Origin of the sequence: Micromonospora sp. NPDC047467 (genome assembly GCF_040643095.1) — a bacterium.
Lineage (GTDB): Bacteria > Actinomycetota > Actinomycetes > Mycobacteriales > Micromonosporaceae > Micromonospora.
Map to the genome: position 1 here is coordinate 830,498 of NZ_JBEYTO010000003.1, position 24,564 is coordinate 855,061.

Here is a 24,564-nt window from a genome sequence, read left to right on the forward strand (position 1 = left end):
GTTGGTGTGATGGGTGAGCCGCGGGAGGCGTTCGTCGAGTTGCAGGACCGTCTGCGCCGGCCGGGCACGGGGATGTTGGATCGGCTCCGGCAGGCGCAGGTCAAGGATGGCCGCATCGACGCCGAGGACCTAGAACGGGTCGCCGGCGGGTTCGGCTGGCCGGTGGCGGCCGTGACAGGTTCGGTGACGTACTACGCGGACTTCGCGGAGGGTCGCCGGGGCCGGCGGCACGTGCGGGTGTGCGAGGGGACCTCGTGCTTTGTGAGCAGCCGGGGCGAGCACATCGCGCGGCTGGAGCGGGCGCTGGGCGTGCGGCTGGGCGACCGTGCTGCGGACGGGTCAGTTTCGCTGCAAGGGACGCGCTGTCTCGGGTACTGCTACGACTCGCCCGCCGTACTCGACGGGGAGCTACCAGCCAGCGGGGAGACTCTGGGCGGGCTGTTCGGTGACCGCTGGCCGCGCAGCGGCGGACGAGGCCCGGTTGGGTCGAGCCGTGGAAGATGCGGGCGGCCGACATACCGTACGTGAGCGCGGTCGATCAGCCGGTGGTGCTGGCCGGTCTGGTCGGCGGCGAGGAACCCTGGGCGGTGTGGCCCAGCGTGGTGGCAGCCGGTGCCCGCGAGAAGGTCATGTCCGAGATCGCCGCCTCGGGCTTGCGCGGGCGGGGCGGGGCCGGTTTCCCGGTGGCCAAGAAGTGGTCGATGACCGCCAGCGAACCCGCGCCCCGGTACGTGGTGGGCAACGGCGACGAGGGTGATCCCGGCTCGTACGGGGATCGGCTGCTGATGGAACGGGATCCGCATCGGATCCTGGAGGGCCTGGCGCTGGCCGGGTTCGCCGTGGGCGCGCGGCACGGGCTGATCCTCGTGCGCTCGGAGTACCCGGCCGCCGCCGATCGGCTGCGCGCCGCCGTGGTCCAGGCGCGGGAGGCCGGTCACCTGGGCGAGCGGGTGCACGGCTCGCCGGTCGACTTCGACGTGGAGATTGTGGTGGGCGCCGGCTCGTACGTGGCCGGGGAGGAGACGGCGTTGCTGCACGCCCTGGCCGGGCTGCGGGCGGCGGTGCGGGCGCGCCCCCCGTACCCGACCAGCCACGGTCTCCTGGGACATCCGACCGCGGTCAACAACGTGGAGACGCTGGCGGCCGTACCGTGGATCGTCCGGCATGGTGGGGCGGCCTACGCGCGGCTGGGCCACCCGGACGAACCCGGCACCAAGCTGGTCTGCCTGAGCCAGCGCTTCCGCCGGCCGGGCGTGTACGAGGTGGAGTTCGGCGTGCCGCTGCGCCACCTGGTGGAGGAACTCGGCGGCGGGCTGCGCGAGCCGTACCGGCTGCGCGCGGTGCAGGTCGGCGGACCGCTCGGCGGCTTCCTCACGCCCGACCAGCTCGACCTGCCGCTGCTGTCCGAACCGCTCGCGGAGGCCGGGGCCGCGTTGGGACACGCCAGCCTCGTCGCGGTCGACTCGACCGTGCCCGCCGCCGCGATCCTGCGCCACGCGTGGGCGTTCGGGGCGGCGGAAAGTTGCGGAGCCTGCACACCCTGCCGGGTCGGTACCCGCCGCGGCCTCGAGCTGGTCGAGCGGCTGCGGGAACCGGAGCGGGCCGGGGCGGTGCTCGCCGACCATGAGCCACTGATCGAGGTGCTGACTGTGGCGAGCCTGTGCGCGTTCGGGCGTGGGGTGTCCTGCGCGGTGCGCAGCCTGCTGCGGGTGTACTCCGACGAACTGCACCAAGCGGCCCTCACCGGCAAGGGGGGCGAGTAGATGCGGTTGTCCGTCGACACCATCGGCATCGAGGTGGCCCCGGGGGCCACCGTGCTGGACGCCGTGCGGGCGGCCGGTGCCGTGGTGCCGACCCTCTGCTACGACGAGCGGCTCACCCCGCAGGGATCGTGCCGGGTCTGCCTGGTCGGGGTCCGGGGGCGGGCGATGCCGGCCTGCACCACACCCGCCGCCGACGGGATGGAGATACAGACCGACGATGAGACCGCCCGCAGGTCGGCACAGCTCGCCCTGGAACTCCTCGTGTCCCAACTGCCTGCGCGGGCGCTCGACATCCCCGCCGAACGCAGCGAGCTGGTACGCGCCTGCCGGCACTTCGGCCTGACCGGATCCCGGTTCGACGGTGCTACCCGCAACGCGGGCGTCGACCACTCCCACCCGTACGTGAAACTCGACCGGGACTTGTGCATCGCCTGCAACCGGTGCGTACGCATGTGCGCTGAGGTGCAGGGCACGTTCGCGCTCTCCCTGGCTGGACGCGGGTTCGACACCGTCGTCGTGGCCGGCACCGGAGGCCCGTGGGTGTCATCCCCGTGCGTGGCCTGCGGCGGCTGCGTCGACTCCTGCCCGAGCGGGGCCCTGTCCGAACCAGGGCTGGCCGACCCCCGCCCGATCAGCCGAACGACCATTACCACCTGCGGCTACTGCGGGGTGGGCTGCACCCTGCGGGTACACACACGCGACGAGACCGTCGCCGCGATCACCCCGGTGCACGACGCCCCGGTCAACCGCGGCCACGCCTGCATCAAAGGCCGCTTCGCGCACGCCTTCACCCGCTCCCGAGACCGGCTGACCGCCCCACTGGTCCGCGACGGCGGGCGGGACTCACCGCTGCGGCCCGCGTCCTGGCAGGAGGCCCTCACCTTCGCCGCGACCCGGCTGGCGGCCATCCGCGACCGCCACGGGCCCGATGCCATCGGCATGATTTCCTCCGCGCGGGCGACCAACGAGGAGAACTACCTCGCCCAGAAGTTCGCCCGCGTCGTGCTCGGCACCAACAACATCGACAACTGCTCTCGGCTGTGCCACGCCCCGTCCGCGGTCGGGCTCGCCGCCTCGTTCGGCCACGCCGGCGGCACCAACTCCGCCGACGACCTCGACAACACCGACTGCATCCTTGTCGCCGGCGCGAACCCCACCGAGGCCCACCCGGTCATCGGGGCCCGGATCAAACAACTGGTGCTGCGCGGCGCACGGCTCATCGTCATCGACCCCCGCCGCATCGACCTCGCCGAGATGGCCGACGTGCACGTCCAGGCCCGACCGGGATCCAACGTCGCCGTCTTCAACGGCGTCGCCCGAGTGCTGCTCGACGAGGGATACGCCAACCAGGACTTCCTCCGTACCCGAGCCAGCGGGCTCGCCGAACTCGCCGCGCTGTTGGCCGACTATCCGCCCGACCACGCGGCACGGCTCGCCGGCGTCACGCCCGAGACGCTGGTCGCGGCGGCCCGCCTGTACGGGGCAGCACGCCGCCCGGCGATCGTCTACGGCCTCGGCATCACCGAACACGCCCACGGCACCGACGGCGTACGCACCCTGTCAAACCTGGCCATCCTCAAAGGCGCGGTCGGCACCCCCGACTGCTGCGGCGTGCTGTCCATGCGCGGCCAGAACAACGTCCAAGGCGCCTCGGACATGGGCGCCCTGCCGGACATGTTGCCCGGCTACCAGCGCGTCACCGACGCGGGCGTGCGCGCCCGGTTCAACCGAACCTGGCGGGCGGAGGTGCCGGCCCGGCCCGGGCTCCGCATCCTGGACATGTTCGCCTCAGCCACCGCCGGCCGCGTGCGCGCGATGTACGTCATCGGCGAGGACATCGCCCAGACCGACCCGGACAGCGGCAACGTACGCCGGGCACTGGCCGCCTGCGACCTCGTCATCAACCACGACGTGTTCCTCTCCACCACCGCCGAACACGCCGACGTGGTCTTCCCCGCAGTGCCCTACCTCGAAAAGGACGGCACCTTCGTCAACTTCGACCGACGGATCCAACGGGTCCGCCCGGCGCTGGACCCACCCGGACAGGCCCGCAGCGACTTCGACATCCTGCACCTGCTCGCCCGAGCGATGGGCGCCGACCTCGGCTGCCCCACCCCCGCCGACGCGATGGCCGAATGCGCCACACTGACCCCCACCTTCGCCGGCATCTCACACACCCGACTCGACAGGGACGGACCACTGCACTGGCCCTGTCGCAGCCCCGACCAACCCGGCGAAGGGCGGCTCTACCTCGACTCGTTCGCCACACCCGACGGCCGCGCCGCACTCGCCGCCCGGCCGTACCTGCCGCCCGGCGAGCAAGCCGACACCACCTTCCCGTACGTCCTGATCACCGGCCGCCGGCTGGTGCACTACAACAGCGGATCGATGAGCCGCCGCACCCCCAACCACCAGCTCCGCCCACACGAAGTGCTCGACCTGCACCCCGACGACGCCGCCCGGCTCGGACTAGCCGACGGCGACCTCGTCGAAGTGACCAGCCGCCGCGCCACCGTCACCTACCCCGTCCACCTGACCGACACAATCGCCCCCGGCCAGACGTTCACCACCTTCAACTTCCCCGACACCCTCACCAACACCCTCACCTCCGACGCCACCGACACCGAAACAGGCTGCCCCGAATACAAGATCACCGCGGTCTCCCTGAGCCCCGTCCCTCATCGAGCTGACAGCCGGGCGGCAGGCCGCTGACTTCTCCGACGCGGGGACCACGCGTACATGGGATGACCGATCTGGCATCCATGTCGCGGTGGTACGCCGATAACAACTGACCGATGCGGGCATGGCCACGACGGCCAGCCACTGGTACAGATCAGGGCCTGCCGTACGTGCGTGGCGGTCGGCACGCCCTGGCACAGCAGCCGCAGCGCATCGACGGTCACGAGGTTCAGGTTCACATCTGGTCAGTGCTGGCCTGAGCGCGGCGAGCGCGGGGGCCGGGTCGGCGTGGATCCGGAGGATCTCGATCGCGTAGCCGATGCTGGTCATTCGGGCGAGGACGAACCGGTTGCGGATGGCGTCCGCGGCGACGCGGCTGGCCAGGACGGCGGAGCGGGTCATCGGCAGTGCCCGGAACCGGTCGATGTGCCGGTGGCCGGGGCCGTCGGCGAGGGTTACCCCGGTCTGGGCGGTGCCGAACGCGATGGGGAGGTCCCGGATTTCCGGGCAGCGCGGCAAGGGCGACGCGCAAACAGGTTGTTCGTCAGCTCGCGTCGGGCGCCAGCCCTGCCCGTTGATTCGCCTGTGCCTTCGGCACTCCGGATGCTTGCAGCAGTTCGCTGATGGCAAGGCGTAACCGCGAGGCGAGGCCCCTGCCGCAGAACCCGATATCGTCGGCGCATGCCTGGTTGACGTCGTCGATGGCCTGTTGTGCCCGCGCACGCGCACGGTCGGGCTTGCGGCCGGCGAGGAAATCACGATGCAGCAGCCGCACCGCCTGGCCGAGGTGCTCGATCGAGGCTGGAAGACTCGCCGGTATCGGCTCACCCAGCCGTACCGTCGATATGACCCAGTGCGCCATCTCGCGGCTGTCGGAGTAGGCCTGTTGGAGGTGCTCGGCGGCGTGCTGGTAGCGGCGCAGGATTTTCAAGCGTCGCCACCGCCACGGTGAGAGAAGGGCGATCTCCCCCGCGGCGGCCACCATCTCGATGGTCTTGTTTCTATGCTTTTCTGCCGCGACCAAGCTCCGCAGGGCGCCCTCAGCCTGGTGGACGTCACGCTGCCCCAAGGCGCGAGCGACCGCGGTGAGGTCACGGGCGACGATGTCCAACGTCGGACCGGCAGCGCGATGAACGACGCGCACGGGGTTGGCCGGCATGATCAGCAGCGCCACGGCGATGGCCGTCACCCCTCCGATCAGCCCGTTGGCGGCCCGCGCCGCGGCGAGGTTCTCCGTGGTCAGCGTTCCCAGCAGCACAGCGGTACTTCCGGCATGCACCATGACGGCGCCGCTGCCCTGAATCACGGCTGCCGACGAGATCGCGAACGTCACGATCAGCGCGGTCTGAACCGGTCCTGTCCCGATCACCTCGATGATCAACTGTCCGGTCACCGCGCCCAGGATCACCCCGGCGGTGAGTTCCGCCGCTCGCCCGATCCGATTGCCGAGGGCAGCCGCGACCGTGCCGATCGACGCCGCGGGCGCGAACAACGGCTGCGGGATGTGCAGCACGTCGTCCGCGATGAACCAGGACAGACCGGCCGCCACACCTGCCTGGACCGCGATGATGAAGTAGCTGCGAAGCCGCTCGTAAGCCTCCCGGCTCTCTCGCTGCACCAACTGCTCTGGCCGCCCACCCTGGAATCGGCTGCGCACGTCTGACCTCCCCCAGGGGCGGTGCCACGGTCCCGCGAGCAACCGATGCTGTGCGATCCCTTGCCGCAGGTTGGCCGGGTGCAACGACGCCGGGGGCCAGGCCGTCAATCCCCGCACGGCCTGGCCCCACGACCGCGTCCCGTCCGCAGGCCGAACTGCAGGGCGCCGTCGTCGTCAGGCGTCGGGCATGACAACGATCCGGTTCTCCACCGACATCACGCCCGGCGTTGACCAGGCGACCCGTCCGGCTTCTTCGCGTTCACGCCAGGACCGGACCACGCCGGTCAGGACGACCTTGTCGCCCTCGATGGTCACGCTCAGCCGTTCGCCGGGCGTGTCCACGGCGCGGATGAGAGCCTCCTCGATCCTGTCGCGCGCCGCCGCCACGTCCACCTTCACCCGGGGCCGCAGTGAGATCTGATTCGTGACTCCCCGTACTCCCGACAGGCGCCGTACCGCCCGCTTCGCGGAGCGCCGCTGGAACTCCCACTCGACCTCGCCGCTGAGGGTCACCCAGCCCTTGGTGACGGTGACGTGGATGTTCTGGCTCGGCACCAGCGCGTCCCACTCCAGGGCCCGGGTCGCCGCGGCCGCCAGGTCAGCGTCGGTGCGTTCCGCCGCGGTCGGTAGCCGCACTTCGAGGTCGTTGGCAACCGCCTTCACGCCCCGCACCCGGTGCGCCGCGTCCTCGGCCGCCCACTTCTTCACGTACGAGTCCACCCATCCGGTCAGGGTCACCACACCGTCCTTGGCGGACACGCCGATCTCGTTCGGGTGGACGCGGGCGTCCCAATGCATCTCGGCCAGCACATCCCGCTGGAGTTGTTCATCTGTCCGGGCCATCGTCGTGGTGGTCATCGCGCTCCTTCCAAAGTTCCCGTCGTCGGCTTCACTGTGAACCACCCGCACTCGTAGGGGTGGACGCACTCTGGGACGTCGCGCTAACGAGCGAATCACCACAGTTACGGGGACGAGGACCCGTACCCTCCGTTATGGAGGTCCGGATTCTGCGCCGACGAGAGGCCGCATACGCCGCCTCGCTTCCGCCGGACGTTCCCGTTGACACCGGGGCTCACCCACCGGTGTTGTTGACGGGGCTGAGGCTGACGCCTCGTGTCGTGCGGGTTCGGCGTTCGTCCGGGTGGTGGCTCGTGTCGCGCCTACGATGGGGAGCATGCCGCCCTCGAGACGGGAGCTCACACGGGAGCGGGAGACGTTCTTCCGGTCTCTGCCGTCTCGGGCGGGGCGGGTGCTTCCCTGCTGGGCCGCCGGCGTGGTGTTGATCAAGGTGGAGGAGGGTGACGGCGGGGAGTTCTGGCGGGTGGCGATGCGTGACCGGGCTGTCGTCGTGGACAGGGGCAGCGAGCCGGCCGATGCCACGGTGGTGCTGTCGGCTGACCTGTTCCACGACTTGATCACGGGCGCTGATCAGTTGATCGCCGCGTTGCTGCGTAACGAGGCGACGGTGGTGGGGGAAGTCGCGCTGTTGTTGGTGTTCAGGCGGTTCTTCCCCTCCGCGCCAGGGTCGGGTGACCCGAGGGACGCGGTCGGTGGCAGTCGTTGGCGGGAGCGGATGGACGAGACCGTCGCCCGCAGCACACCAGCGGAGCGGGCATGAAGCCGTTGGTCAACATTCTTGACGGCAACACGTTTCTGGTCAGCGACCGGCAGGGGGATGTCGATCCCTCGCCGGCCTTTCCCACGGGCTTGTTCTCCTACGACACCCGCTTCTTGTCCACCTGGCAGTTGACCATCGACGGTGGCCGGCTCACCGCGTTGTCAGTGGATGACCTGCAGTACTACGAGAGCCGGTTCTTCCTGGTGCCCGGTGAGCCGACCCACTACGTGGACACCGACATCTCCGTGATCCGTCACCGCACGATCGGCGGGAGCTTCGATGAGGATCTCGCGGTGCTCAACGAGGGCAACGAGCCGGCGGAACTGGTGGTCAGGGTCGAGATGGGCGCGGATTTCGCGGACCTGTTCGAGATCAAGAACCCGGCCCGTAAGATGGCACCGGTCACCGTCACCGTCCGCGACGGCCTGCTGTGTTTCACCTACCGTCGGGACAACTTCGAACGCCAGACGGTGGTGTCCAGCAGCGTGGCCGGCGATGTCGACGAGCACGGCATGACCTTCCGGATCCAGGTCCCCGCGCACGCGGAGTGGCGCACCCGCTTGCATGTGGCGACGAACATCCTGGGCGCGCAGGGGCGGGACTTCCGGGACAGCCTGCGTCTGCACCGTCCCCGGTCCGCGGCGCAGATCGCCGAGGCGCTGACCAGATGGCTGGATGCCACACCGCGGCTGGTCAGCGACAGCGAGACGCTCACGTCCACCTACCGTCGAAGCCTCACGGACCTCGCCGCGTTGCGGTACACCTCGGTCAGCACCGCCACTCACCTGGTCGCCGCTGGCCTGCCGTGGTTCATGACCCTGTTCGGCCGCGACAGCATGTTCACCTGCCTACAGTCCCTGCCCTTCCTGCCGCGTCTCACGCCGCCGACCATCACCGCGCTGGCACTGGCCCAAGGGTCCCGTTTCGATGACTTCCGCGACGAGGAACCCGGGAAGATCCTGCACGAACTGCGCTACGGAGAGTCAGCGGGCTTCGAAGAACAACCGCACTCGCCCTACTTCGGCTCCGCCGACTCCACCATGCTGTTCGTGATCCTCCTCGACGAGTACCACCGGTGGACCGGCGACGACACGCTTGCGAAACGGTTCGAGATGGAGGCCCGCGCGGCACTCGACTGGATCGACACCTACGGCGACCTGCTCGGCACCGGATACGTGTGGTACCAGACGCGCAACCCCGAGACAGGATTGCAGAATCAGTGCTGGAAGGACTCCTGGGACTCGATCTCCTACGCCGACGGCCGGCTGCCCGGCTTCCCGAGAGCCACCTGCGAGTTGCAGGGGTACGCCTACGACGCGAAGATGCGCGGCGCCCGGCTCGCCCGGCTGCTGTGGGACGACCCCGCCTACGCGCAGCGGCTGGAACACGAGGCGGCCGAGCTCAAGGACCGGTTCAACCGCGACTTCTGGGTCGGCGACGGACGGTACTACGCCCTGGCCCTGGACGCCGAGGGCGGGCAGGTCGATGCCCTGTCCTCCAACATTGGGCATCTGCTCTGGAGCGGCATCGTCGACCAGCAGCGGGCCGCCGACATCGTCGGCCACCTACTCGGGCCGCGGCTGTTCTCCGGCTGGGGAATCCGCACCCTCGCCACCGGCAACGGCCGCTACAACCACCTCGGATACCACGTCGGGACGGTGTGGCCGTTCGACAACTCGATCATCGCCTGGGGCCTGTGGCGCTACGGGTTCCGGGAGGAAGCCGCCATCGTCTGCCAGGCGATGCTCGACGCCGCCCGATACTTCCAAGGCCGCCTTCCGGAGGCGTTCGCCGGATACGATCGGAAACGAACGAAGTACCCCGTGCAGTACCCCACCGCCTGCAGCCCGCAGGCATGGTCCGCCGGAACGCCGCTGCTGCTCATACGGGTGCTACTCGGCCTGCAACCCCACGGTGACCATCTCGTCGTCGACCCGGCGCTTCCCGACAGCATCAAACGCATCGAACTGCTGGACATCCCCGGCCGGTGGGGAGTCGTGGACGCCCTCGGCCGCCGACGACCGGACACCAACCACAACGAACGAGACAGCGCCTCCCGCAGTTGATGAAAGGGCCGACACCGGCCAAAGGAGGGTGAAGCGGTGAAGACCGCCAACGAGATCTTCTTCTACGAGCTCGCGGCCATGCAGGACCTGGAACACCAGGCGCGTTCCATCCTCGGCCTCCTGATCGGCACCCGCATCCACGACAGCACGCTCAAACGCATCATCGAGGACATGGCCGACGCCAGCGAGCGCCACTCCGACCGGATCGACACCTGCCTGCGGGATCTCGGCACCGCACCCCTGCACACCCGATCCGGTCCCATCCGCGGAGTCGAAAGCGACTTCCAGGACTTCCTCCGCACCCCCCACAACGACGCCATCCGTGACCTGTTCGCCCTCAACGCCGCCCAACGCATCACCAAGCTCGCCATCGCCGGCTACGAACACCTCACCGACTGGGCCACCACCATCGCCGCCGTGACCTGCACCCAGTGCCTCCTCAAGAACCTCGTCGAAAAGACAGAAACCTCACAACAGCTGAGAAAGCTCAACCAAACCCTCAGCGAACAACTCCTCGCCACCACCACCTGAACCCCACCCGGGGCCGGCCGAAACCCCATCCGTCCCCTCCTCCCCGACTACCCCACACCCGGATGTCAGACCACGACTGCTCGCGCCCGGGCGGTTCCCCCGGGCTGGCGCGGCAGGGGCCGAATCGAACCACGTCACGATCGATAGAATCACCGTCTCGACGGTACGGCCGCCGGGGTGCCGTTCCGGCTGCTGGCCAAGGACCGGGCGCTGGCGGTGTTCGAGGAACTCGATCCGGTGGATCAGCAGGCCATCCTTGCCGGGCCGCGGGATCAGGCGTTCCGTGAGCTGGTCGAGGGGATGGACCCGGACGACCGGGCGAGGATGCTGCGCGAGGCGCCGGCCAAGGTCGCCGAGCGGGTCCTGTCGGGGTGTCGGCGCACGAGCGGCAGATGACCGCCGCGCTGCTGGGTTATCCGGCCAGGTCGGTCGGGCAGGTGATGACACCCGAGGTGGTGGAGTTGCCCTGGCAGCCCACGGCCGGGCAAGCGCTGCAAGCCGTGCGGTACAGGGGCGCGCAGGCGGAGACCGTCTACGCCCTGCCGGTGGTCGACACAGGTCGCCGCCTGGTCGGGTGACCGGGTTGCGCGACGTGGTGCTCAGCCCGCCCGGGCGGCCGGTGGCCGAGCTGGTCGACACCGGGTGCCGCGGTGATCTGGCGTGAGGCCCGGGTGGCACTGCTGCTCGGCGCGCTGCTGGCTCTGGTGGGCCTGACCGTCGGCGCTCTGGTCGTGGGTGGGAAGATCGCTCTGGTCGTCGGCATGTCCCTGGTGGTCATCTGCGCTCGGGCGGCCACCGTTGGCGCGACCATGCCGCTGCTGGCCAAACAGCTGCGTGTCGACCCGGCGGTGGTGTCCGCCCCGATGGTCACCACCCTCGTCGACGCCACTGGACTGATCATCTACTTCCTCGTCGCGCACGCCGTGCTCAACCTGTGACGGCCCGCGCGCGCCGCCACCCTACCGCGTCGGGCACACTGATCGGCTGTGAGCCCGACAGCGCCGCAACCGGTACCGGAGCACGCTGCCGCGGACCGGCGGTGGTTGACCCCGGGCGTGGCCGGGATCGGCGCGGCGAGCTGCCTGGCCGACGTCGGTCACGAGGTGCCCACCGCGCTGCTGCCGTCGCTGCTGACCTCGACGCTGGGTGCGCCGGCGGCGGCGCTGGGCGTGATCGAGGGCGTGTCCGACGCGGCGCGGCCCGATTCGCCGGCGGCGCCCTCGCCGACGACCCGGCTCGCCGGCGGACGGTTGCCGTCGGCGGGTACACCGCCACGGCGGCGCTGACGGCCGGCACAGGCGCGGCAACGCCGGTGTGGCAGGTCGGTGCGCTGCGCGCCGGGGCGTGGGCGGCGCGTGGGCTTCGGGTGCCGGCGCGTAACGCGCTGCTGGCCGACATCGTGCCCGCCTCCGCGTACGGGCGGGCCTACGGGTTCGAGCGGATGATGGACAACCTCGGCGCGATCGCCGGGCCGCTGCTGGCCCTGGGCCTGGTCGCCGCGGTCGGCACCCGCTGGGCGATCGGCCTGTCCGTCATCCCCGGCCTGCTGGCAGCAGCGGCGATCGTCTACGCGATCCGCCGTGCTCCGACGGCCGAGCCCCGCCCACGGGTACCGCTGCGGATCCGGGTGCGGCCGGTGCTACGCGGCGACCTGGGCCGGCTACTGGCGGCGGTGGCGGCATTCGAAGTCGGCAACGTCGCCGCGACCCTGCTGATTCTTCGGGCCACCGAACTGCTCAGCCCTGACCGCAGGCTGTGAGCCGCCACCACCGTGGCGCTGGGGATGTACGTCGCGTACAACGTGGCCGCAGCGGCCGCGTCAGTGCCCGCCGGTCGTGCCGCCGACCGGCTCGGCCAGCGCGGACCCGTCCTCGTTCTCACCGTCGGCGTAGCCGGGTTCGCCGCCGCGTACGCACTGCTCGCTATCCCCAGCCCGGGCCTGTGGGCGCTGGTGGTGCCGTTTCTGCTCGCCGGTGCCGGTATCGGCGCCGTGGAGACCGCGCAGCACGCGGCGATCGCCGCACTGGCCCCACCGCAACTGCGGGGGTCGGCGTTCGGGGTGTTGGCCACCGTGCAGTCGCTCGGCAACCTCGCGGCCTCCGCCGCCGCCGGCCTGCTGTGGACGGGCCGTCTCGCCCACAGCCGCGTTTGGTTACCTGACCGGATGGATGCTGCTCGCGATGGCCGGGCTGCTGCTGGCGGTGCCCCCGGACATGCGCCTACCGTGCCGGTACAGCCGACAGGCCAACGCAGGCCCCTGGCCCGGCTGGGGGAACGCATCCCGCCCTCAAGGAATATGCTGGGTGAGCTCCAGGGCAACGGCGTTGTTCGTCTGCAGTCGGTAAGCGAGCGCCAGTCGCAGACGGAGTGTCGGCGGTGCCGGTCGTAGAAGTCGGTGATCCAGGCAGCGGGCATCAGTGCGGGGTCCGGAACCGGCGACGGTGGACGTACTCGGCCTAGTGCCGTGACCACGAACGTTGACGGTGTTGGTCAGGCTGCGCGGGTGGCGGGTTGGCCCCATCGTCGTTGTCGTTCGCTGCGGATGCGGGCGCGTTCTCGGCGTTGGGCGGCCAGGACCTCGGGGTGGCGGGCGTTGGCGTTGCGCCAGCGTAGGTAGGCCTGCAACCGCCGGGTCAGGACGGTGTGGTTGGGGTGGTTCGAGCCGGCGATGACGAAGGTGCGCAGCGGCCCGAACTGGGCCTCGATCGGGTTGGCCCAGGAGGCGTAGGTCGGGGTGAAGCAGAGTTCGGCCTTGTTCCGGGCCGCCCACCTTCGGATTTTCAAGCCTTTGTGCGCGGACAGGTTGTCCAGGATGACGTAGATCGGTGCACCGTCCGGCCTCGCGGCGCGGATCGACTTGAGCGCGGCGAGGGTGTTCGCGGCGCTCTTACGGCGCCGCACGACGCCCCAGAGTTGGTCGTCGCCGACGCTGTAGCAGCCGTGGAACTGCCGGACGCCATGCAGCTTGTGGTAATTCGCGGGCAGCCGATGGGGGTGCCCGGCCGGAGCCCATCCGGTGCCGGCCTGCGGGCGGATCACCAGGGGCCCGAACTCGTCGAACGCGAACACCCGCTGCGGGAAGTGGCTGCTCACGTACTCGATCCGGGCGAGTTTGGCGTCCCGGTCAGGGTCGGTGGACTCCTTCCACGTCTTCGTCCGTTGAAAGGTGATCCGGTGTCGATGCAGGATCTGCCGCAGCCTTTCCCGGCCGATACGGACCCGGCGGGCGGCATGCGAGCCCAGGTGGTCGGCGAGCTTGCGCACGCTCCAGCGGGTGAACGGCCGCCCCAGCTTTTCGGGGCGGGTGTTGGCCGTCTCGACGATGAACTGTTCCTCGTCAGGACTGATCTGGCGGGGACGGCCACCCGCCCACTGAGGGTCCAGGCTGGCCATCCCCATCTCGTTGAACCGGTGGATGACCTGCCGGATCGTGTCCTCGTCGGCCTGCACGAGACGGGCGATGGCCGGCACCGTGTTCCCGCCGGCCGAGGCGAGCACGACCATCGCCCGACGTAGTCGGATCGGTGAACCGGTTCCCCGGCGGGTGATTCTGAGCAGCTGCTGACCTTCCTGATCACTCAGCCGCCGCACGCGTACAAGATCTGCCACCGCCACAGCCTGACCGGCACAACGCCCCCCGGCCGACAAGCCGAACGGCGTGTCATCCAACACCGTGAACGTTCGTGGTCACGGCACTAGCTACTTCCACCTGAAAAGTCGGCGCGTGGCGGTCCGTCTTCGGGCGCCGTGTGATCGAGAGGATGGCCTCGAACCCTTGGGCTAGAAGGGATCGAGGCCATCGTGTTTCGTACCGTAGGCGATCAGTTGTCGTTGTTCGAGTCGACACTGCCGGAACAGTTGCTGCGGCTTCCTGAGGAACTCGCACGAGTCGACGCGCTGCTGGACGACCCGGCGTTCTTCGCGCCGTTCGTGCCGTTCTTCGACCCGCGGATCGGTCGGCCGTCGACACCGATGGAGACCTATCTGCGGTTGATGTTTCTGAAGTTCCGCTACCGCTTGGGCTACGAGAGCCTGTGCCGGGAGGTGTCGGACTCGATCAGCTGGCGGCGGTTCTGCCGGATCCCGTTGGAGGGCTCGGTGCCGCATCCGACGACGTTGATGAAGCTGACCACCCGGTGCGGCGCCACCGCGGTGGAAGGGCTGAACGAGGCGTTGCTGGCCAAGGCCGCTGAGGCCAAGTTGTTGCGCACCAACCGGGTCCGGGTCGACACCACGGTGGTGCCCAGCAATGTCGCCTATCCCACCGACTCCGGGCTTCTGGCCAAGGCGATCGGCCGGATCGCCGCGACCCGCACCAAGATTCGGGACCGGTCCAGGTCGGCGGGCAAGCGTGCCCACTCCATCGGCGCGAAGCTGCGGACGCGCAGCGCTGCCGGTAAGGACCAGGCACAGGCCGCGGTGCGCCGGGTCACCGGCGAGTTGGCCGACCTCGCCGAGAGTGCCGCCAACGGTGCCGAACGGGTGCTGGCCAACGCCAGGCGAGCCCTGGCGCGGGCCCGGGCAAAGGCCGTGGAGCAGCGGGCCAACGGTGAGCATGATGCGGCCGCGGGTCGACGCCGTGGCCAACTCGCCCGCGCGATCAACGATCTGGTGGACCTGGTCACCGCGACCAGGCAGATCGCCGCGCAGACCCGGCAACGGCTCTCGGGGGTGACGCCGGCCGGGGCCACCCGGCGGGTCAGCCTGCACGACCCCGACGCCCGCCCCATCGCCAAGGGCCGGCTGGGCAAGCCGGTCGAGTTCGGCCATAAGGCCCAAGTGGCCGACAACGACGACGGCGTGGTCTTGGACTACACCGTCGAGCAAGGCAATCCCGCCGACGCCCCGCAACTGGCCCCCGCCATCGAACGGATCGCCCGCCGCGCCAGTCGGGCACCGCGAGCTGTCACCGCTGACCGCGGCTACGGCGAACACAAGGTCGACGAAGCACTCCACGACCTCGGCGTGCGCACCGTCGTGATCCCCCGCAAGGGCAAACCCGGTAAGGCCCGACAGGCCGAAGAACACCGACGAGCGTTCCGACGAACGGTGAAGTGGCGAACCGGGATAGAAGGCAGGATCAGCACCCTCAAACGCGGATACGGCTGGGACCGCACACGCATCAACAGCACCGAAGGAGCCAGGATCTGGACCGGACACGGGGTCCTGGCCCACAACCTGGTCAAGATCAGCGTCATCAGCGCCTGACCGGGACTACAGGCAGAGGACTGCGGCCACGAGCTCAGCGGCCCGATGTCGGAGTTCAGCAGCCGTCAGCGTTTGCCAGGTGGAAGTAGCTAGACGGTGAAGGTGGAGAAGGTGGCCTCGGCGGCGTCGAAGCACGATCCGTCTCGGCCCATCGACTGGCGTACCTTGCAGCGGGCGCAGGCGCGGGCGAAGTCGGCCAAAGTGCACTCGCCCTCACTGCTGCGGTCGCTGTGGAAGACCACGTCGGCGACAATGCCGCCACGGCGACGGCGGCCAGGGTTCAACGCCGCCACGAACAGGCCGGCGCCATGGCGCTCGCCCCTCGCGGCGGGTCATCGCCTTGGGCTTCGCCGCGCCCTCGCGGTGGCCGCAGGCGGGCGGAACCTGGAGGGGGCCCGAGGGGGTGCTGGTCCCACCTGCCTGCGGCGGAGCCGCGCGGCAACACGGCTCCACTGAAGTGGCGTCACGGCTGCGGGATCCGTTACGGCCGCAGGGCCGCGGCCTGAATGGGGCACGTCCGCACTGGTGACAGAGGGGACGACGATCGCAGAATGGTCTCTGCAGCTCAACGCCCGTGACGGCGACGTGACCATCTCGGGGTGGACGGCTCGGCGGTGGTGCCGCGCCGCCGGGACCCGGACGGCGACGGCGGCCGGGGCTTGGCCATCATCGAGGCTGTGGGCCACGCGCGGGGTGTGGACAGCCCCGACGACGGCGGCAAACGCGTCTGGGTCCGCCTGGTGAGACCACCCGTCCCGCCAGGTGAGTAGCGCTGCGAGGTTTTCCGCCGTGACCACGCGGACGCAGGAGGACTGGAGAGCACTGGGGCGGACTCTATAGCACCCCGGCGGACTGGTGACAAGACTCGGTGGCGATCCGTAGCGAATTGGGGGTTGACTCGACGGGGGTTGCCGAGGCGTACTGGATACACGTTCCCGCAGCGCCGGCTGGCGCGGTCGGCCACACAGCAGCGGGCAGGCACCCCACGGATGGGGTGCCTGCCGTTGTTCGTGCCGACGCCGCGGGGGGGGGTAACGGGGAGAGAGATGGGAGGACCCACATGAAGGATCGTCTGTCGGCGAGTTGAGTCGCCGCACCACCTGAGCGCTTCTGCGTCGCTGTCGGTGGTGAGTTCTGATCTTTGTGGCTCGGCTTGGTGTCCTGGTGCCTGCCCCTGCGCGGGGTCTGTGTTCGTTGACTCGACCATAGTGACTTTTGTCGTCCCCTGCACCTACGAGGGTCCGCCCGGCCGGGCGTCACCCGGCAGGGTCGGGCCTGCCCGGGAACTGACCGGAGCCGGGCAGGCCCGACCTGGGACGGAACCCTAACCACCTGAAGCCGAACCCTTCAACCACCTGTTTGGAGCAGAACGTGACCTCACACGACAACCTCATGGAGGCGGCGGCTGCCGTCGCGGCCCGCCTGCACACGACAACGCCGAACGCGGCCGTGCACGCGCCGCCTGGATCCAGGTGGTGGGCCGTTGGCGGCACCTGACCAACGTGACCCCGGCTCACCCGCCCGGGTGGGTGCGGGGCGGGAGCGGTGGGAGAACCGGGCCCAGGTGGCGATCATGCTGTTGATCGGTGGTGCGGCTGGCGCGGCGTCGTTCACGCATGTGCATGACGTCGCGGCCGGGCACGGGCAGCCGGGCTGGCTGGCCTGGGCCGACGCGATCGTCCTGGAGTTGATGTCGATCGCCGCCGGTCTGGAGTTGCGGCGCAAGCGGCGCCTAGGCAATAGCGTGGTCTTCCCCGCCACGGTGCTCATTGTGGCGGTGTTGCTGTCCCTGGCCGCGCAGGTGGTGGAGGCGGAGGCGTCGGTGATCGGCTGGATCGCCGCCGCCCTGCCGGCGCTGGGCTTCCTGGCGATGGTGAAGATCGCCCTCGGCCGCGCCGACACCGCCCCACCCCACCCGACCGCCCAGCCCGCGCGTGGATCGGCGCTGACCGTCGACGCGTCGGTCCCGGACACCCGCCCGCCGGTCCCCGTCACCGCCGCCGCGGGCCGGGACTCCGCGACCGCGGTCCCCGTCGTCGCGGACCAGCCTCCGGCGGTCCCGGACCGCCGGGACGACGAGGCGTCGACCGGCGATGGCGGTCCGGAGGTCACCGCGCTGGTCCCGGCCGCCCGGACCGCCGCCCGCACCCTCACCGCCGAAGGGACACCGCTGTCCCGCAAGGCCCTCGCCCGACAGCTGCGCGCTGACGGGCACCAGTTGTCCAACGCCACCGCCTCCGCCCTCGTACGCGTCCTACGCGCCGAAACCACCCCGCCAGTACCAGACCTGTCACACCAAGAGGCCGCATGACCGAACCCCGAGTGTCGGCTTCGGTCAGACCGAGCCGCCGCTGTCAGACCAGCGTCAGCGCCTGTCAGCAGGCCCGCGAGCTGACAGATGCTGACCGGGCCTGCCAATCGCTCCCGCCCGCTGCGGCGGCGGGCGCACCGACCTCACACCCACTCACACCTGCGACCATGGAGCAACAACGATGATCACCCCGCACCGGGAACCTCACCAGCGTCACCGACCCGACTCACACCCACTCTCACCGCACCGTCACGCCGAACCCGGTGTGCCCGACGGTGTAGCAGTCAGCACAGATCTCCGTTCTACCGTCCGTCTTGATCCTGACCCCCAACCTGACCCCTCACGGCCGCTCACAGCCCAGGTCAGCCCCGCTGTCAGCAGTCGGGGACCGCTCCAGACAGACCCTCCAGTCTCGGGTCTCCCCCCAGGGGCTTGTGCCCATGGGTAAACACCTACCGACCGCGGATCCGCTGCTGCGCCTGCAGGCCAGCATCACCGCCCGCGACGACCGGCTCCTCGACTGGCTCTACGACCACGGCGTGCTCACCACCGACCAGGTCGCCGCCGCTCTGTTCCCGTCCCTGGACTTCACCCAACGCCGACTGCGCCGCCTCACCGCCTTACGCGCGGTCGACCGGTTCCGGCCCAACAAGGCCGACGGAGGCTCGCACCCCTACCACTACGTCCTGGACCAACTCGGCTACGACCACGTCCACGCCCAACGCGGACTCGGCCGGCCCCGCCGGGAACAGGCCCGCCGCCGCAAACAGTCCCTCACCTCCCGGCCGGACCTGCCGCACCTGCTCGGCGGCAACCAGGTCTTCATCGACCTCGCCGCCCACGCCCGCACCCACCCCGACACCGAGCTAGTCCGCTGGCAGCCCGCATCCGCCTACCACGAACCCGGCACCCTCTACCGCGAAGGCGGCGACCCGCAGATCATCATCGCCGGGGCTACCGGCTTTCCCCGCCCGGACGGCGCCGGGGTGTGGACCGAGGACGGACGGTCCGTGCCGTTCTTCCTCGAGTACGACACCGGGCTCGAACACCTGCACGTCCTCATCGACAAGGTCATCAAGTACGAGCGGCTGTACACGATGAGCACCTGGGCATGGCCGGTGCTGTTCCACCTCCCCTCCGCCCGCCGGGAGGCGAACCTGCACCACCGCATCGCCGGCATCGGCCTGGAAACCGTCGTCGCCACCACCACCGCCGACCTGCGCACCACCCTCGCCGCCAGCCCCGCCGAGCAGGTCTGGCAACTGGTCGACCGCGGCGGCCGTCACCGCCTCATCGACCTGCCCTACACCGACACCCGCCACGACACCGAGTTCCCCACCCACACCGCGCCCGACCAGGAAGACCGGGCCGCCTGATGGGGGCGCGGCGGAGCACACCGCGCGCGCGTACGGGCGGCTCACTCGCCCACACGCCGCCGAACCCGCCCATGCCCGCCCCCAACCCCGGGGCCGCCGTCACCACCTGCCCTGCGGCGCGCACCGAGGCAACGCACCGGGCGGCAGCGGAGCGGCAATCCTTGGGAAGCTGTCGATATTTGTCACCGCTTCGGCGACAGACTCCGCGACCGCCCGGCCCACTCACACCTGCGGCTTGCGCCTGTAAGTCGCTGTGAGTGGCGCACGTCTTCACTTCCGCGGCCGCCGGAGCTACAGTCCGCGGCCCTTCACCGACGCCGACCCGCCGCCGTCCGCAGGCTGGGCGATCCGGCGATCGATCGTCAACGAGTTCCTACCACCGCGAAGGAGATTCCCATGGCCCGACACCACGTCCTCACGCCACGAGCCGTCCTGGGAGGGACATGGCCACACGCCGTGACCAGACATCACGCGCGAACACACCACACCCGTCGCCGTCGACCCCGCCCACGCGGACAACCGACGGCGAGGCCCCGACCGCACACCCCGACCCCGATCTGCCGGTCCTGCCGGGAACGCTGTCGATGGCCCGCTACCTGACCGACCCCGCCACCGAAACCGAGATCCAAGCCCTCGCCGCCGAAGCCGGCCTCCCGACGGTTGACCAAGCCGCCACCCTCGCCCGCCTACTACGTCTGCACCAACCCGCTCCGCCACGCGCCGCGTGACCTGCGCCCGCCCGCACCTCGGCGGGCGCAGCCTCCTTCACCCGAACGTCGGCCGAGTGAGCATCCATCGCAGGGGCCACTTGCGCCGTGCGTCGACACTACGATGCGGGTCGTGGGACACCCCACGCCGAACCGAGCACACCTGCCACCTGCCGCCTGAGCTGCGCGACCAGGAGATCGCACCCGAGCAGCTCTTCGCCGAGCCCTGCTCGGGCTACGGGACAGTATACGTGCACAAAGGCCGCGACCTACACCGCCGTGTCGTCTGGTTCGCCACCTGGGTCGACGAGATCACCGCCGACACCACCGGCATCGATCAAGTCGAGGGCACCCGCGAAACTGTCCTCGCCTGGCCCGCTCCCCGCCCGCCGCCGCGCACCTGATCACCGCCGTCGACGGTTCGGGATGGGTGCCGCTGCCTGACGCCGACGACGAGATCGACCTTCCACCCCTCACCGACTGACGCCTGCGTCCCTCGCGGTCAGACGTCACGCTTACTCGCAGAGTAACCTTCAGGCGTCACCCAGCACCTCGCCGGTGTCGCTACCCCTCTCCTGCCGGCGGCGAGATGCGCCGGCCGGCTCGACGCAGCCACCAGCGGGCTCGTGTACGACGCCGTGCTCGCCGCCCTGCGCGCCGACACCATCCGGGACGTCGACCTCGACCTCACCGGCCTCGACCGCTTCGATGCCGCCGCCACCAGCACGCTGGTGGCCTGCCATCGGGCCGTGCACGTCCGCGGCGGCACCCTGCGGCTGACCAACATCCCGCCCGCAGTCCGGCGGCAACTGTTCACCGCCGGACTGCTCGGCCTGCTCGACGGCGACGCGAGCGGTGCCAAGGCGCCGACCCTGCCTGCCTGAGCCGGCGTGACGAAGCTATGGCGATGCGATGTTGGTGGCGGCGACCAGCGCTCGCACTCTGCCGATCCAACCGGCGTCGATCAGTCGGGTGGGCGCCTTGTCGTTGCCTGCGTCCATGCCCGGCCCCGCCGCCGCTCAGCTCTTGACTGCCTGAGGCCGCACCGGGCGCACTCGGATCTGTCAGGGGACTGGAGTCCAGTGCCAGGGCCGCGGACCTTGTTCACCGCGGATGCAGGCCAGCCGGTATCGCGCTTGCCCACTCAGGTGGGGCTGCTGGTCGGCCATCTGTGCGGCGAACGTGACCTTCCGCAGCTCGCGTGCGTCCCGCAGAACGGTGTAGCCCGCCCACCGGGTGACCTCGTAGCCGTAGCGTGTGCAGAACCGGTGCCATGCTGTCGCGGACATGGACCCGAACGTGAAGTGGTCGACGGCGATAGAGGTGAGGTCCCACTCGGGAGGTCCGTATGCGAAGCGTTCTAGGTCGAGTACGACGGGACCGGCGGCGGTGGCGACGATGTTGCCGCCCCAAGCGTCCCCGTGCACTGCGGCCCGCGGAAGACCGGCGGGCAGGTTCTCGTACTGCTGGGTCAAACCGTGAAGGTGCTTGAGCAGCCAGTCGCGCTCCTCGCCGTCGAAAACGTCGGTCTCGGTGATGCGTTCTTCTAGCCGGACGAACGGTGCTAGCGGCGGCAGCGCGAGCTCTGGTGGGGGCTGGAGTCCGTGGATCTGCCGAAGAATGTCGGCGACCTGGTCGACGCTGCCCTCGTGATGGTCGGGCAGCTCCTGCCAGAAGGTCACAGCCCGGCCCTCGACCTCTATTGGCTGAGGAACGCCGGTCAGGACCTGAACGACAGGGACGCCAGTCTGCTGCAACCAGCGTGAGACTCGAACTTCCTTGGCGGCTGCGGCCCCTTGGCCGGGACGCGTGACGCGGGCGACGACGCGGCCGGGCAGCCGGTACAGCGTGTTCTCGCCGGCCCGGATCAGCTCGGCACCCTTAGCGTCGAGCCCGGCCTGTTGACACGCGCGCATGAGCGCGGTGAGGGCATCGATCACGCGGCTGCCTTGACAGTCGCGTCGATCGCGGCGCGCAGCGACGAGACCTCGGGGATGCTCGCGTGGCTTCCCGCCACGCGATGAAGCTCGCGCAGGTCGTCTGCGGTGCGGCGAGAGCGAATCGCGCCGGCATCTGCGAGCGCGAGCTGACCGATGTGCGCGGCCTCCAGGGGATCGCCTTGGACCATGGTCAGAGACGCGAGCTTCGTGCGGGAGATCGCCCTGGATCGTGCGAACTCCGGCTGGTGGTGCTCGACCGAGTACTGGAACCGGCTGACGGCTTCGGTGGCAAGCGTTGTGTGCATCGCGACGTCGTAGAGGGCGTGAGCGGTGTCGCCGTGGTGCTGGGCATCGTCGTAGAAGCGCATCCAGGGCGGGTCGTCGGCCGGCTGCGAGCGGGCGAACGCGTCGTCCGCTGTCCCCACCGCCGCCAAGGCTTCCTGGGCATGGGTCGGACCTAGCTTGGCCAGCGCCCTGGCGCGGACGGTGTTGAGCATGGCCCGTTCTGTGGCGGTCAGCCGTTCGGCTCGTACAAGCCCCATCTCGACATAGGTGAGGCCGTCATCTGGCTGTCCGCACCAGATGGCTTGACGTGCCATGTACGATAGCAGCAGCGCACGTTGGTGCCAGTTCCCGCCCACCTCCGCGCACTGCAGCGCGAAGGTGAATTTTCGGCGTGCCGCGTCGTGGTCGTAGGCGTCGAAGAGCATGAACGCCACCACGCCGGCCAGCTGCGCCATCGCTGTGTGCAGGTCGCCGCGCAGCTTCGGCGGGCACGGCCGTCGTAGGAGCTGAGCGAGCCGGCGGAGCTTGTCGTCGGCGATCTCCCGAGCAAGGGCGCCGCCGTGGCTGTTGTCCCAGTGTTCGAAGATGTCCGCCGCTTCCATGACCGCGGTGATGTGATCGTTGCCGATCCGTCGCGGCAGCTCGTGCGACGGCCCCGTGTCAAGCAACGCCAGCGTGGGGGCGCTGACGACGCCCGCTCCCACCAGAACACCTATAGCGCCGAGCATGCCTCGTCGATCCACGTCATCGACGGTAGCCGACTTGACGGCACGCGGGTTATAGAAGCCCAGCTCCTGATCGGTACGTGCGCTTAACGCGGTCCGCAGGGTCGCCCGGTACTCGGGCTTTGGCCAATGGATCAATCCTTCTTCGAGTTTGCCCAAGTAGTTGGCATTGAATGCGCTCCGGCTACGCAGACGCGGATCTGGATACAGCACTTCATTGACGAGCGCCACGACTTCCGAGCGCGACATCGGCTCACCGGGGCGCTGGGGGGAGGGCAGGCGCTCCCGCGCTGCGCGGAGTAGCTGATTCTTCACGATGCGGCCCCGGTGTCAGCATCGGGCTGCTTCGAAACGCGCAACCCTTGAACAGTTCAGTTGCCGTGATTGGGACCAGCATGGCACCGTGCGTCACTCTTCTCAAGCCCGCTGTGAAGTCGATCCTGATCGTTCTTCTCATCCCCGCAGGAGCAGCAGTTGGGCCGGCCCAGCAGGGTCGGCCCAACTCGAGCTGAGGTACGCGCGAGGGGGATCAGCGAAGAGCGAACTCCCCTTCCCGCAGGCCAGCAAGGAAGGAACCCCACCCTTCGGCGGAGAAGACGAGAGTTCCATCGCTGCGGTTCTTGGTGTCCCGGACGCCTACAACGGCGCCGACGTGGGCAACCTCGACGCAGTTGCCGCCGCCGCTGCTCTTGGTGGACTTCCGCCAGTTGGTGAAGGTTGGTTCGGTCACGCTGCTCTTCCTGTCGCCTCAGTTATCTTGCCGGCGGTGTCCAGCAGGAACCGCACACTCTGGTGAGATGGGAGGGTGCCGTCTCTCAGCCGTTCGTACAGGTCCAGATAGTGGTTCACGGCATCCGGCTTGGTCAGCACCAGATCATCGGTGACGGTGTCGACCGCGACGACAACCGGATCCTGCGGATCCGGGTAGGTGTAGATTGAGAATCCCGAGCGTGGCACCAGGTAGCCGGAGATCCGGCTGTCGACCGGCAGGATCCGCACGCTGATCTTGGCGTCCGCGTCCGCCTGTTGAGCTATGTGGATCATTTGATCGCGGAGCACGGGCGCGGCAGCAGCAGGACGGCGGACCGCCAGCTCATCGATCACCACTTCGTAGGTCGGGCCGTCCGGTCGATGTAGCACGCGTTGTCGTCCGATACGCGCCTCGACCGCACGGTCGGCGTCAAAGTGTGCCGACCAGTCGGCCTTGTCGACACCCGCCCGCGCCCGCGTGAACTCACCGGTCTGCAGCAGACCAGGCAGCAGGGTCATCTGGTACTCACGGATGGTCGCCGCGCCTGCCTCAAGGTTCGCGTAGAGCGCTTGGCGAGCGCCCATCTCACTGGCCGCCGACTCCCACCATCCTCGCTCGCTGGCCTGGCGAGCGATAGTCAGCAGCGTCGTCCACGCCTCCCCGGTGACCTTGAGTTGCTCCAAGATCTTCATCACGTCATTCGGGTCAGGTCTCATACGGCCGTTCTCCAGTCGGGACACCGTCGTCCGTGGAAGACCGGCGGCGCGAGCCAGGGCCTCCGACGACATCTCCCGGTCCTGGCGTAACGCGCTCAGCTCAGCCGCCAGCCGAAGCCGCCGGACGTACGTACTGATCACCAGCACCTCCGACCGACACCAAAGTGAACAGTTCATCGACTTGACGTCGTCGGCCTGAGCGTACATCCGACCGGTTGGCGTCGTAACCCT

23 protein-coding genes and 1 pseudogene are annotated in these 24,564 nt (G+C 69.6%); 16 read left to right on the top strand and 8 right to left on the bottom strand.

Annotated features, from left to right (window positions below):
• Nucleotides 1–9 precede the first annotated feature (9 nt).
• Genes ABZ780_RS12330 through fdhF form a run of 3 tightly spaced genes read left to right on the top strand, consistent with a single transcriptional unit; the run spans nucleotide 10 to nucleotide 4,475 of the window.
• Complete coding sequence (locus ABZ780_RS12330; RefSeq protein ID WP_357012749.1) at nucleotides 10–528, top strand: NAD(P)H-dependent oxidoreductase subunit E; 519 nt, start codon at nucleotides 10–12, stop codon at nucleotides 526–528.
• Nucleotides 525–1,763 (top strand): NADH-ubiquinone oxidoreductase-F iron-sulfur binding region domain-containing protein, encoded by a 1,239-nt coding sequence (locus ABZ780_RS12335; RefSeq protein WP_357012751.1) that lies wholly within the window; start codon nucleotides 525–527, stop codon nucleotides 1,761–1,763. Before ABZ780_RS12330 ends, ABZ780_RS12335 begins: the two co-directional genes overlap by 4 nt.
• A complete protein-coding gene (gene fdhF / locus ABZ780_RS12340; RefSeq protein ID WP_357485857.1) occupies nucleotides 1,764–4,475 on the top strand; it encodes a formate dehydrogenase subunit alpha in 2,712 nt (903 codons plus the stop codon).
• Between the two features lie 511 nt (nucleotides 4,476–4,986).
• Here the strand turns inward: fdhF and ABZ780_RS12345 are convergent.
• Together ABZ780_RS12345 and ABZ780_RS12350 are read right to left on the bottom strand one after the other, a co-directional pair.
• A complete protein-coding gene (locus ABZ780_RS12345; RefSeq protein WP_357485859.1) occupies nucleotides 4,987–6,099 on the bottom strand; it encodes an FUSC family protein in 1,113 nt (370 codons plus the stop codon).
• A gap of 174 nt (nucleotides 6,100–6,273) precedes the next feature.
• The gene (locus tag ABZ780_RS12350; protein WP_357012756.1) at nucleotides 6,274–6,957 is read right to left on the bottom strand and encodes a BON domain-containing protein; all 684 of its coding nucleotides are present in this window, start codon (nucleotides 6,955–6,957) and stop codon (nucleotides 6,274–6,276) included.
• A 316-nt stretch (nucleotides 6,958–7,273) separates the two neighbouring features.
• On the opposite strand from ABZ780_RS12350, the gene ABZ780_RS12355 reads away from it, so the two are divergent.
• The 8 genes and pseudogenes from ABZ780_RS12355 (at nucleotide 7,274) to ABZ780_RS12390 (ending at nucleotide 12,703) form a co-directional block, all read left to right on the top strand.
• Nucleotides 7,274–7,717 carry an SCP2 sterol-binding domain-containing protein gene (locus ABZ780_RS12355; RefSeq protein ID WP_357012758.1) on the top strand — a complete coding sequence of 148 codons (444 nt, stop codon included), beginning with the start codon at nucleotides 7,274–7,276 and terminating at the stop codon, nucleotides 7,715–7,717.
• On the top strand, nucleotides 7,714–9,783 hold the full coding sequence (locus ABZ780_RS12360) for a glycogen debranching N-terminal domain-containing protein (RefSeq protein WP_357012760.1): 2,070 nt from the start codon (nucleotides 7,714–7,716) through the stop codon (nucleotides 9,781–9,783). Before ABZ780_RS12355 ends, ABZ780_RS12360 begins: the two co-directional genes overlap by 4 nt.
• 36 nt (nucleotides 9,784–9,819) lie before the next feature.
• On the top strand, nucleotides 9,820–10,314 hold the full coding sequence (locus ABZ780_RS12365; protein ID WP_357012762.1) for a DUF892 family protein: 495 nt from the start codon (nucleotides 9,820–9,822) through the stop codon (nucleotides 10,312–10,314).
• A 171-nt stretch (nucleotides 10,315–10,485) separates the two neighbouring features.
• Nucleotides 10,486–10,710 (top strand): annotated as a pseudogene (locus ABZ780_RS12370) (hypothetical protein); the annotation flags it as partial.
• A complete protein-coding gene (locus tag ABZ780_RS12375; protein ID WP_357012763.1) occupies nucleotides 10,707–10,892 on the top strand; it encodes a hypothetical protein in 186 nt (61 codons plus the stop codon). The pseudogene ABZ780_RS12370 and the gene ABZ780_RS12375, both read left to right, overlap by 4 nt.
• Before the next feature lie 72 nt (nucleotides 10,893–10,964).
• Nucleotides 10,965–11,252 (top strand): magnesium transporter, encoded by a 288-nt coding sequence (locus ABZ780_RS12380; protein ID WP_357012765.1) that lies wholly within the window; start codon nucleotides 10,965–10,967, stop codon nucleotides 11,250–11,252.
• A gap of 101 nt (nucleotides 11,253–11,353) precedes the next feature.
• Nucleotides 11,354–12,073, top strand: coding sequence for an MFS transporter (locus tag ABZ780_RS12385; RefSeq protein WP_357485861.1), 720 nt, complete (start codon nucleotides 11,354–11,356; stop codon nucleotides 12,071–12,073).
• Nucleotides 12,074–12,085: 12 nt separating this feature from the next.
• The gene (locus ABZ780_RS12390) at nucleotides 12,086–12,703 is read left to right on the top strand and encodes an MFS transporter (RefSeq protein ID WP_357012769.1); all 618 of its coding nucleotides are present in this window, start codon (nucleotides 12,086–12,088) and stop codon (nucleotides 12,701–12,703) included.
• Nucleotides 12,704–12,804: 101 nt separating this feature from the next.
• Here ABZ780_RS12390 and ABZ780_RS12395 read toward each other — a convergent pair whose 3' ends face one another.
• On the bottom strand, nucleotides 12,805–13,923 hold the full coding sequence (locus tag ABZ780_RS12395; RefSeq protein WP_357012771.1) for an IS630 family transposase: 1,119 nt from the start codon (nucleotides 13,921–13,923) through the stop codon (nucleotides 12,805–12,807).
• A gap of 192 nt (nucleotides 13,924–14,115) precedes the next feature.
• Here ABZ780_RS12395 and ABZ780_RS12400 point away from each other — a divergent pair, with 192 nt between their 5' ends.
• Complete coding sequence (locus ABZ780_RS12400; RefSeq protein ID WP_357012773.1) at nucleotides 14,116–15,522, top strand: ISNCY family transposase; 1,407 nt, start codon at nucleotides 14,116–14,118, stop codon at nucleotides 15,520–15,522.
• 89 nt (nucleotides 15,523–15,611) lie between these two features.
• On the opposite strand, the gene ABZ780_RS12405 is transcribed toward ABZ780_RS12400, so the two are convergent.
• The gene (locus ABZ780_RS12405) at nucleotides 15,612–15,764 is read right to left on the bottom strand and encodes a hypothetical protein (protein ID WP_350754073.1); all 153 of its coding nucleotides are present in this window, start codon (nucleotides 15,762–15,764) and stop codon (nucleotides 15,612–15,614) included.
• A gap of 1,331 nt (nucleotides 15,765–17,095) precedes the next feature.
• On the opposite strand from ABZ780_RS12405, the gene ABZ780_RS12410 reads away from it, so the two are divergent.
• The 4 genes from ABZ780_RS12410 (at nucleotide 17,096) to ABZ780_RS12425 (ending at nucleotide 20,800) form a co-directional block, all read left to right on the top strand.
• Entirely contained in the window at nucleotides 17,096–17,833 is a 738-nt protein-coding gene (locus ABZ780_RS12410) for a DUF2637 domain-containing protein (RefSeq protein WP_357012802.1), read from the top strand.
• A 440-nt stretch (nucleotides 17,834–18,273) separates the two neighbouring features.
• Nucleotides 18,274–19,209 (top strand): replication-relaxation family protein, encoded by a 936-nt coding sequence (locus ABZ780_RS12415; RefSeq protein ID WP_357012774.1) that lies wholly within the window; start codon nucleotides 18,274–18,276, stop codon nucleotides 19,207–19,209.
• A gap of 784 nt (nucleotides 19,210–19,993) precedes the next feature.
• Nucleotides 19,994–20,320, top strand: coding sequence for a hypothetical protein (locus ABZ780_RS12420; protein WP_357485862.1), 327 nt, complete (start codon nucleotides 19,994–19,996; stop codon nucleotides 20,318–20,320).
• Between the two features lie 171 nt (nucleotides 20,321–20,491).
• Nucleotides 20,492–20,800, top strand: a complete 309-nt coding sequence (locus ABZ780_RS12425; RefSeq protein ID WP_357012803.1) for an STAS domain-containing protein — start codon at nucleotides 20,492–20,494, stop codon at nucleotides 20,798–20,800.
• Nucleotides 20,801–20,980: 180 nt separating this feature from the next.
• Here the strand turns inward: ABZ780_RS12425 and ABZ780_RS12430 are convergent, their stop codons facing one another.
• From ABZ780_RS12430 to ABZ780_RS12445, 4 genes are all read right to left on the bottom strand, one after another.
• Nucleotides 20,981–21,856, bottom strand: a complete 876-nt coding sequence (locus ABZ780_RS12430) for an aminoglycoside phosphotransferase family protein (RefSeq protein WP_357012777.1) — start codon at nucleotides 21,854–21,856, stop codon at nucleotides 20,981–20,983.
• The gene (locus ABZ780_RS12435; RefSeq protein ID WP_357012779.1) at nucleotides 21,853–23,115 is read right to left on the bottom strand and encodes a hypothetical protein; all 1,263 of its coding nucleotides are present in this window, start codon (nucleotides 23,113–23,115) and stop codon (nucleotides 21,853–21,855) included. The genes ABZ780_RS12430 and ABZ780_RS12435 overlap by 4 nt, the downstream gene beginning before the upstream one ends.
• Before the next feature lie 280 nt (nucleotides 23,116–23,395).
• A complete protein-coding gene (locus tag ABZ780_RS12440; protein ID WP_357012780.1) occupies nucleotides 23,396–23,596 on the bottom strand; it encodes a DUF397 domain-containing protein in 201 nt (66 codons plus the stop codon).
• Entirely contained in the window at nucleotides 23,593–24,474 is an 882-nt protein-coding gene (locus tag ABZ780_RS12445; RefSeq protein WP_357012781.1) for a helix-turn-helix transcriptional regulator, read from the bottom strand. Before ABZ780_RS12445 ends, ABZ780_RS12440 begins: the two co-directional genes overlap by 4 nt.
• Between the last annotated feature and the right edge of the window lie 90 nt (nucleotides 24,475–24,564).